Genomic DNA, 8,675 nt, shown 5'->3' with positions numbered 1-8,675 from the left:
CTCTTGACGGACGGAATGCGATTATACAACCGAGCGATACTTCAATGAGAAGTTTGCGGAATACGACCTCACCGCCAACATTGCCTTCAGCTGCGATGACACCTATGCGCTGGTGTCTCTGGTCTCTGCCGGGCTTGGCATCGGCTTTGCGCCGGAATGGACGCTTGATCTTCCCAATCGCGGCTTTGAGCTGAAGAAGGTAAGCGGGATCGACTTTCGGATCGGGCTTGGCATTGCCTGGAACAAAAAAGACCCAACTGCTGGCCGTGATGATATCGTCGACATCGCACGGTCGCTGGCAAGGGCAGGGCGGTAGGGCACGCATGGATTTCGAGCCATGGCTTCCACACTGTTGAACGAAAGCGGCAAGTGGCATCCAGATGCAATCGAGCGCGCCCTTGCCCACGGCGACGATGACAAGGTCCGTGCGGCCTATCATCGCGGCGCTCATTGGCAAGAGCGTGTCGAAATGGCTCAGTGGTGGAGCGACTATCTGGACCAGCTGAGGGATGGCGCAAAGGTTATTCCCATGTCAGCGGGTTTGCGCTGAGTTCGTCGCAATAGCCTTCGCCATCGAAGTTCGAAAGCGGTTAATGGCTCAGAATTTGACGTACCTGCGGACAATAATAAGGGATGGCAAGGCAGATGCGAAGTTTGAGTCGAGATCAGTCAAGAGCAGTGCCGAGAAGCAGTTAGGAAGGAAGCACTGGAGGAGGTTATGGGCGCGCAGGATGAACTGGTCCGCGAGCGTGTCGATCATGTCGACGACTTTCAACGTCCGGCCGATCCTGATCGTCAGGCATTCCTGCGTGAACTGGTCGATGACGTTGAGCATGCGGAAGCTCTTTCCGTTGTGGGTGCGATCATGAACGAAATCGTAAGACCAGACACGGTTTTTGTTCAGGCCGAAGCCGGATGCGGGAGGTCTCGTTGCCCCAAAGCCACCCGCGCCTTCTAGCGAACCTTTAGCCCCTCACGTCGCCATATCCTCGCGACGCGCTTTGCGGTTCACAGCCCAGCCGGCTCGATGCACCATCGCCGCAGTGAGACGATAGCCGTGGCGGCCCATACCGGTTGTGAGCGCGATGATGTGGGCGGTCACTTCATTGTCAGGTCGCGTGGGGATCTCGCGCAGCGTGTATGGGGTCTTGGCCCAGAACCCGACACGGCCCGTCGTTCCAACACGCCAAGCTCAGCAACCACCCGATCCACACAGGCGCGGCGACGCGCGGGGCTTTGTAGTTTCCCCGCGCAGCTCAACCAGGATCATCTTGTCAGCGTCAGATCCGAGATCGCCCACCACAGCCAAGCGTTCTCCGCCTCCAGCACCTTCAGCCCCTTCACCGGGAATACGCAACTTCCTTCACGCCTATCGACGGAACCGCCCCTGCGAGGTCAGCACGTAAACCTGACGTAGATGCGCAAACATCTCTTCTGCCGTGTGCCGTTTCCTGGCAATTTCGTCTCTCCTCAATCGTCTCAAATCAGAGATTTAGTTGAGGCCACCAGTCGATATGTCTTTGCGGCTCCTCGGCCGCTGTAACAATAAACGACTTGTAAATTTCAATTGCCGCAATACGGTTTCTTGGGGACGATTCGGGCGATGGTTTCGAGAGGGAACTATTCCAATGGCTGTTGTTGGTGAGCATGTTCGGGCACCCGAGGGCAATCTTCTCAGACTGCGGTCGAGTATTGTCACCGCTCTTGTAGCGCTCGTATTGTGTTTGCCGCGGGCCGCGTCGGCGGCCTGCGTGCCGGCTGTGCCGGCCAGTGGCGATACTGTGATCTGCACGGACAGCCAAAACACCACGTACTCTGTAAGTGGCCAAAGTAGCCTAACAGTCGATGTACGGACGAATGCCAATCTGAACAACGGGTTTGCGGCCTCGGCAATAGGCACTCTTGACATGATGAGTGCCGGCAATATCAACCAGTTCCTGACCTTTACCGATATCGGATCGCTCGATCTCCGTTTCACCGGCGGCAACGTCAATGGGCCGTTGACCGTTACCAATGGCGGCAGCGTAACCATCGACAACAACGTCAACCTGGGACTTGTCACCCTCAACTCGAGCCAACTTACCTTCACCAACCGCCGGACTGTGAACAACGGCATCCGGCTAACCAATTCCGGTACAAGCACAATCACCAACGAGCCCGAGGCGATGATCAACCAGGGAATCCGAAGCTCGGGTACGAGCGCCGACACAATCGTGAATTCGGGGACAATTCAAGGCGAGGCCACCCCTGGTAGCGGGGCAAGCGTTGACCTCGGAGCGGGCAACGACACGTTCATCAACCTTGCCGGGACTGTAAACCAATTCGTCAGCACCGGCGACGGAGCGGATATTATTGAGGTAAGCGGCGGCTTGTTCAACGACGGCATCAGAGCAGGCACCGGCAATGACGACCTGACGTGGACGGGGGGAATCGTCAGAAACATAGACATGGGGGACGGCACCGACACAGCCCTGCTCCAGGGACTGCCCTCGAGCAGTCTTGATTTCGGAAACCTCAACAGCCTTTCCGGTGGGCAGGGGGCTGGCGACACGCTGACCTTCGACGATGTCGACGCGTTCGGGCCTAGTCGGTTCAGCCTGTGGGAGTTGGTCGAGTTGACGAACGGTTCCTCGCTCAACCTCGGCAACGGCGCGCTCACGCTTGGTGATTCAGTGACCGGCACGGGTGAACTTACGATCGATTCAAGCAGCACCCTGTTTGCGTCGGGCGACCAGAACTCCGTCCGGCCATTCGCATCAACTCAGTTGGCGTCCGTGACGAATGCCGGCACGATCGACCTCACTGGATCGGCTTCGACCGGCGACCGCCTGACGATTGCCGGGAACTATGTTGGCAATGGAGGATCCCTCAAGCTCAATACCGTGCTTGGCACGGACGGGTCGCCGTCCGATCTGCTGATCATCAGCGGGGCTGGCGCGACCGCGACTGGCAGGACTTCGGTGAATATCCTGAACGCCGGAGGCGCAGGCGGAGAAACCACCGGCAACGGCATCCTCGTCGTCGAGGCGACCAATGGAGCAACCACCGTCCCCAATGCTTTCGCGATTCCGGAGGACGCCCCTGTCGTGGCGGGTGCCTTCGAGTATCACCTTTTCCGCAGCGGCCTCGACGGCACTTCCCCGGAAAACTGGTATCTGCGCACTGGCGACGGTCCTATTTGCCCCGGCGATCCTGGAGATGGAACTGGAGATGGCGGCGGCGGTGGAGGAGACGGTAGTGGGGGAGGCGGCGGTGGTGGCGAAGGCGGTAGTGGCGGTGGAGGAGACGGTAGTGGGGAAGGCGGCGGCGGTGGTGGGATAACCGCAGATTCGTCGGCGTTTCGACCGGAAGCCGGCCTTTACAAGTTCAATCCGGCATTTGCGGTCGTCTACGGCTCGGCTATCCTGGATACCCTCCATGAACGCCGTGGCGAGCAGCGAGAGCAGGCAGCCTGGGGCCGCGTCGTCGACCAGCATGGACATAAGACTTGCTCGGACAGGATCGGTTCACCGGAGACGGACTATAACCTATATGCCGTACAGTTCGGCTCCGACCTGTATGGCCGCGAAGGCAGCGATGGCGCCTCTGATCTTGCCGGTATCTATGGCGCGATCGGTAGGGTTGGCTCCGATGTCGATGTCTTTTCGAAATTTGCTGGAACGAACCGGCTCAACGGCTACAGCATCGGAGGTTACTGGACGCATTATGGCGCTGGAGGTTGGTACCTCGACGCAGTCCTCCAGGGGACGATGTACGATCTCGACTCGGCCTCGGTGCGCCCGTTCTCCTTGTCCACTGACGGATTTGGCTTTGCGGCTTCTCTGGAAGCCGGCTATCCGATTGGCCTCGGCGACGGCTGGATCGCCGAACCGCAGGCGCAAATGGTCTACCAGACTATCAATATCGCCGACGCCAGCGACGGGGCAGCGACCATCAGCGCGTCGGATGATGAAAGCCTTGTTGCCCGCATGGGACTGCGTGTTGCAAAGACCTGGAAACCCGAACTGAACTCGAACGCGCCCACGCTCATGACTGCCTGGCTGCGCACGAGCATCTCGAACGAGTTCCTGGGCGTACCTGAAACGACCTTTTCAGGAACTGTCCCGGCGACCTTCGTGGTGGATCTTTCCGGTCCCTCGGTCACGATTGATGCTGGCCTTGACGCCAAAATTGCCAACAATGTCTCGCTTTTTGCTGCTGCAAGCTACCAGACAAGTTTCAATGGGATGGCTTGGGCGGCAAGCGGCAAAGTCGGCTTGAACGTCACCTGGTAAACCAGTAGAGGCCCCTTGACCTGCCACGGGTAATTTCCTCCAGGATGGATTAGACCGTATGTTCTGGGGGTGAGCGTGGCCCGCCCCCGCGGTAAGCTGAATTCGGGAGTTGCTCTGGATTGGCCGGAGCCGAGCCCCAAGCTTAGCGAGGGCGAACCATGAAAGAAGGTAGCGTAGTTTTCATTGGCCTGGATACATCCAAGTCGAAGATTTCAGTTGCGGTTGCCGATGGAGTGCGCAACGGCGAGGTGCGGTTTTTTGGCGACATCTCCTCGGAGCCGGCGTCTGTGACGTCGATGGTCAACAGACTTTCCAAGCGCGGAGCCAAGCTTCACTTTTGCTACGAAGCAGGCCCGACCGGTTACGGCCTTTACCGTCAGATTGTCGAATTGGGGCATGACTGCGTGGTGGTGGCGCCATCCCTCGTGCCCAGCCCTTGTGAAGCGCCTCCCGAGTTCGTGCCAATGCCACAGAGGAGATCAATCGCAATTGGAACCCGGCCATCAGCAGCCGGTGTGCCAGGGTTCGGTGATAATTGCCGGTGGCTTCAAAGCCAACAACGATTGGCCGTCCGATCGCTGCAAGTTCATCGACAAGACGGTCATAGTCATTCTTCGTCGCCATCACGGTCATACGGCGGCGGCGTCCGCCTTCAGGCCGCTCCATCAGCACCTCCTGACGGTGCTTGGACATGTCGATCGCTACCAGTACGGCATCAGTGGGGCTATAAAGGTGTTTGGTCATGGTCTGTCACGCTCCAGAGTGTTGTCTCGACAACTTCACTTTAGAGACCTGCGGCCGGCCATGGCCACAAGGACGGCGCGCTGCGCTAGTTAGGGCTTCGCGCGCCGTCGGCCACGGCAGAGCAAGCTTCCCAATGTGCTACGGCACCGAACTCACCTCGAATGCCATCCTTGCCTGGTCGAAGGATCACAAGGTCGAGTGGCATTACATCGCGCCGGGAAAGCCAATGCAGAACGGCTATGTCGAGAGTTTCAACGGGCGCATGCGCAATGAGCTACTCAACGAGAGTCTGTTCTTCGGCCTCGATCACGCCCGGAGCGCCATCGCGGAATGGGCGGACGATTATAATCATTTCCGGCCACACTCATCCCTCGGATACCAGACCCCAGCAGACTATGCCGGGACCATCGCCGCAACCGGCTCCAACGCTGCGCAAGATGAAAGCTTCGCGTTTCCGCCGGTTGCTACCACCGCGCCACTTGGCGTATTCAAAACCGCCGGGACTCTAGCCGCCGCTGGATGAAAGTTCCGTGGCAGGTCAAGTTCTACAGCAAGGTTTTCGGCCTTGAGGTTGCAGACAGGCTCGAGTTCGACACGTTCACCCTCGTATACCTGAGCAATGCGGAGAGCGAGTTCGAGTTGGAGCTCACGATCAACAAGGAGCGAATGGAGCCTTATGCCCTAGGCGATGGATACGGCCATTTCGCTGTTTCGGTCTCGGAGCTTGATGCGGAGCATCGCCGGCTTTCTGACGCCGGTGTTGAACCCGGAAAAATCATCGATTTCAATCGCGAAGGCAGCCTGCTTGCTCACTTTTTTTTCGTAACCGACCCCGATGGCTATCGCATCGAGGTTCTGCAGCGGCACGGCCGCTTCAAATAGCTTCACCGGTCGCCCTCAAGGGGCTTTGGAAAAGTTGTCTGACCGGGCAAGGCCGATTTCGAGCCTTATTATGCTCGGGCAGAAGACAAGATGGGCGTCACGCGGACAAACGGGATTGAGGGCCTACCCGGCAACAATAACTTCAAGGTCTTCAAAGCCGGCGCCGACAAGCTGGGTTACAAGGAGTGTCACACTGGGCACATGGCCATCAACTCGGCCGAGCGGGACGGTCGCATGGGCTGTCAGCAGACGGGCTTTTGCTTCCAAGGATGCAAATGGGGTGCAAAATGGTCGACGCTCTACACCGAAATTCCGAAAGGTGAGGCCACCGGCAAGCTTGAAGTTCGTCCAAACTCCCACGTCGTCAAAATTGAGCATGACAAGAACGCTAAAGTCACTGGAGTCGTATACGCAGACAAGGACGGAAAACTGCAAGAACAGAAGGCACGCATCGTGGCGGTCGCGGGCAACTCGATCGAGAGTCCTCGGCTGCTCTTGAACTCGCACTCCTCGAAGTTTCCGGATGGACTTGCCAACTCTTCTGGTCAAGTCGGTAAGAACTACATGCGTCATACCACTGGATCGGTGTACGCCGTTTTCGAGAAGCCGGTCCACATGTACCGTGGCACGACGATGGCAGGCGTCATCCGCGACGAAGCAAGGAACGATCCGTCGCGCGGTTTTGTCGGCGGCTACGAGCTCGAGACCTTGTCGCTAGGCCTTCCATTCATGGCTGCCTTCCTCAATCCTGGTGGCTGGGGTCGCTCCTTCACGTCGGCGCTCGATGACTACGCCAACATCGCGGGAATGTGGATTGTCGGCGAAGACATGCCGCAGGAGCAGAATGCTGTGAAACTCACGCGGAACTGAAAGATCAACACGGCATGCCGATCCCAGATGTGTCGTTCACGGATCACGCCAACGATGTCGCCATGCGCGATCATGGATATAATCAAGGGATGGCGCTCTATGCCGCGGTCGGGGCTACCAGATCTTTCCCGACGCCGCCATATCCGTCGACCCACAACCTCGGCACGAACCGCATGAGCGAAAAACCTCAGGACGGTGTCGTCAACAAGTGGGGTCAGACGCACGACATCAAGAACCTGTTCGTGTCCGACGGCAGTCAGTTCACGACGGGCGGCGCGGAGAACCCGACGTTGACCATCGTCTCGCTTGCGATTCGTCAGGCGGAATACATCGCCAATCAGATGTCTACGGGCACGATTTAAGCGGAATCCATCCGGCCGCCGTCGCGCGGCCGGCCTCCCGCGAGGTTCGGGCTCACACATGGCCCGTGCCACCTGTGACCGGGCAACCGGTCACCTTTTTGCGATGACTTTCCGATTGCAATCCGAGGATGTATGAGCTTGAATGAAGGTTGCAGTCCGATGGGAAGGGGTAACCGACAAAACGATGTGTACACCAGATAAAATAGATATCGTTCCTATCGCGCCGGAAAACATCGAAGGTTTCCACACAGCGCTCGACGTTGTCGCACGGGAACGAAAGTATCTGACTTGGCTGGAAGCCCCTCCATTTCCTGAGATGCGCAGCTTCGTACTCGGCATGATTGACAAGGGCAATCCGCAGTTCGTCGCCCTCAACAAGGGGCGGGTCGTTGGCTGGTGCGACATTACTCGCCATTCCCGGCCGACCCAATCGCACCGTGGATCGCTCGGAATGGGGATTATTCCCGCCTATCGCGGTAACCGACTTGGGCAGCGTTTGATGGAGGCGGCTTTAAATGCAGCAAACGACGTGGGCTTAATCCGGATCGAACTGTTTGTTCATGCCGACAACGCTCGCGCTATAGCTCTTTACGAGCGCGTGGGTTTCCGCCGTGAAGGGGTAGAAAGACGCGGTACATTGATCAATGGGCGATTTATCGATTCCATACGCATGGCGCTCATGCTTGATGAGCGCGGTTAGCGTTGAGTTTCGCGGCGGCCTACGGGCGCAAAAGAATGCCCGGGCAGGGGCAACATTACCGGTTCGGCGGTCCCTTCATCGTGACGGCGGACGGCTATTTTTCCGAGGAGAAGCGCGACGCTGATCACCAAGTACATGCGGTCGAGGACGGTGTTCCGGCGTTTCGTCTCGTCAACACCGCCCACGACGGCCGCTATCGGATCTCAAAGACCATCCTTTCAGACCCTGAGCGCGAGGTGGTGTTGCAGGACCTCCGTTTTGAGGCGTTGACCGGCAAGCTTTCCGACTACCGGGTGCATGCACTTATTGCGCCGCATCTCGTCAATGGCGGCGCCGATAACACAGCCTGGTATGGTGATTTCAAGGGTCGGCCCATGCTCTTCGCCGAGGGCTCGGGAAGGGCGCTTGCGATTGCTGCCTCTGTCCCCTGGCTTGCGCGGTCGGCGGGCTATGTCGGCTTCTCCGATGGCTGGCAGGCTTTGTCGCGCGGGGAGGGGTTGAAGGAGGAATACCACTGTGCGCCGTCGGGCAACGTCGCGCTATCGGGGACGCTCGACATGGAGGCGACTGAAGGGCGGGTGCAGATCGCCATCGGCTTCGGCACGCAACCCGAGGAAGCTGCCTTTCGGGCCATACTCAGCCTGGAACAAGGTGTCGAGTCGGCGCTGAGGCATTTTCGTAACGGCTGGCGGGACTGGCAGGGGGGATTGCTTACCCTCGACGAGCCCCATGAACCTGGCCAATTGAACCGGTACCGCGTCAGCACAGGTGTGCTTGCCACCCACTGTGACGATGCCTCGGGCGCCATCATAGCGAGCCTTTCCATCCCTTGGGGTTTCAACA

At 58.5% G+C, this 8,675-nt stretch carries 4 protein-coding genes and 7 pseudogenes; 9 read left to right on the top strand and 2 right to left on the bottom strand.

From position 1 onward, the window contains the following. Positions 1-28: 28 nt before the first annotated feature. Both C934_RS33120 and C934_RS0131015 read left to right on the top strand, forming a co-directional pair. A pseudogene (locus C934_RS33120) lies at positions 29-316 on the top strand (LysR family transcriptional regulator substrate-binding protein); the annotation flags it as partial. A gap of 21 nt (positions 317-337) precedes the next feature. Continuing rightward, positions 338-550 (top strand): hypothetical protein, encoded by a 213-nt coding sequence (locus tag C934_RS0131015; protein ID WP_018860392.1) that lies wholly within the window; start codon positions 338-340, stop codon positions 548-550. Positions 551-724: 174 nt separating this feature from the next. Here C934_RS0131015 and C934_RS36580 read toward each other — a convergent pair. Beyond that, positions 725-1,459: pseudogene (locus tag C934_RS36580) on the bottom strand (IS3 family transposase); the annotation flags it as partial. A 448-nt stretch (positions 1,460-1,907) separates the two neighbouring features. Here C934_RS36580 and C934_RS33395 point away from each other — a divergent pair. After that, positions 1,908-4,274, top strand: a complete 2,367-nt coding sequence (locus tag C934_RS33395; RefSeq protein WP_018860389.1) for an autotransporter family protein — start codon at positions 1,908-1,910, stop codon at positions 4,272-4,274. Between the two features lie 158 nt (positions 4,275-4,432). Continuing rightward, positions 4,433-4,705, top strand: a pseudogene (locus C934_RS36095) (IS110 family transposase); the annotation flags it as partial. A 73-nt stretch (positions 4,706-4,778) separates the two neighbouring features. On the opposite strand, the pseudogene C934_RS36575 reads toward C934_RS36095, so the two are convergent. Further along, positions 4,779-4,940: pseudogene (locus tag C934_RS36575) on the bottom strand (IS110 family transposase); the annotation flags it as partial. 220 nt (positions 4,941-5,160) lie between these two features. Between C934_RS36575 and C934_RS33100 the strand changes: the two are divergent. The 5 genes and pseudogenes from C934_RS33100 to C934_RS33090 form a co-directional block, all read left to right on the top strand. After that, positions 5,161-5,541 (top strand): annotated as a pseudogene (locus C934_RS33100) (integrase core domain-containing protein); the annotation flags it as partial. Beyond that, positions 5,538-5,900: a VOC family protein gene (locus C934_RS0130985; protein WP_018860386.1), complete on the top strand. Its 363-nt coding sequence runs from the start codon at positions 5,538-5,540 to the stop codon at positions 5,898-5,900. The pseudogene C934_RS33100 and the gene C934_RS0130985, both read left to right, overlap by 4 nt. Before the next feature lie 51 nt (positions 5,901-5,951). Next, positions 5,952-7,132: pseudogene (locus tag C934_RS33095) on the top strand (GMC family oxidoreductase); the annotation flags it as partial. A 142-nt stretch (positions 7,133-7,274) separates the two neighbouring features. After that, a complete protein-coding gene (locus C934_RS0130975) occupies positions 7,275-7,832 on the top strand; it encodes a GNAT family N-acetyltransferase (protein WP_018860385.1) in 558 nt (185 codons plus the stop codon). A 35-nt stretch (positions 7,833-7,867) separates the two neighbouring features. Next, positions 7,868-8,675 (top strand): annotated as a pseudogene (locus C934_RS33090) (glucan 1,4-alpha-glucosidase); the annotation flags it as partial.

Origin of the sequence: Rhizobium sp. 42MFCr.1, from assembly GCF_000377185.1 — a bacterium.
Lineage (GTDB): Bacteria > Pseudomonadota > Alphaproteobacteria > Rhizobiales > Rhizobiaceae > Rhizobium > Rhizobium altiplani.
This window is presented reverse-complemented; position numbering and strand designations above follow the sequence as displayed.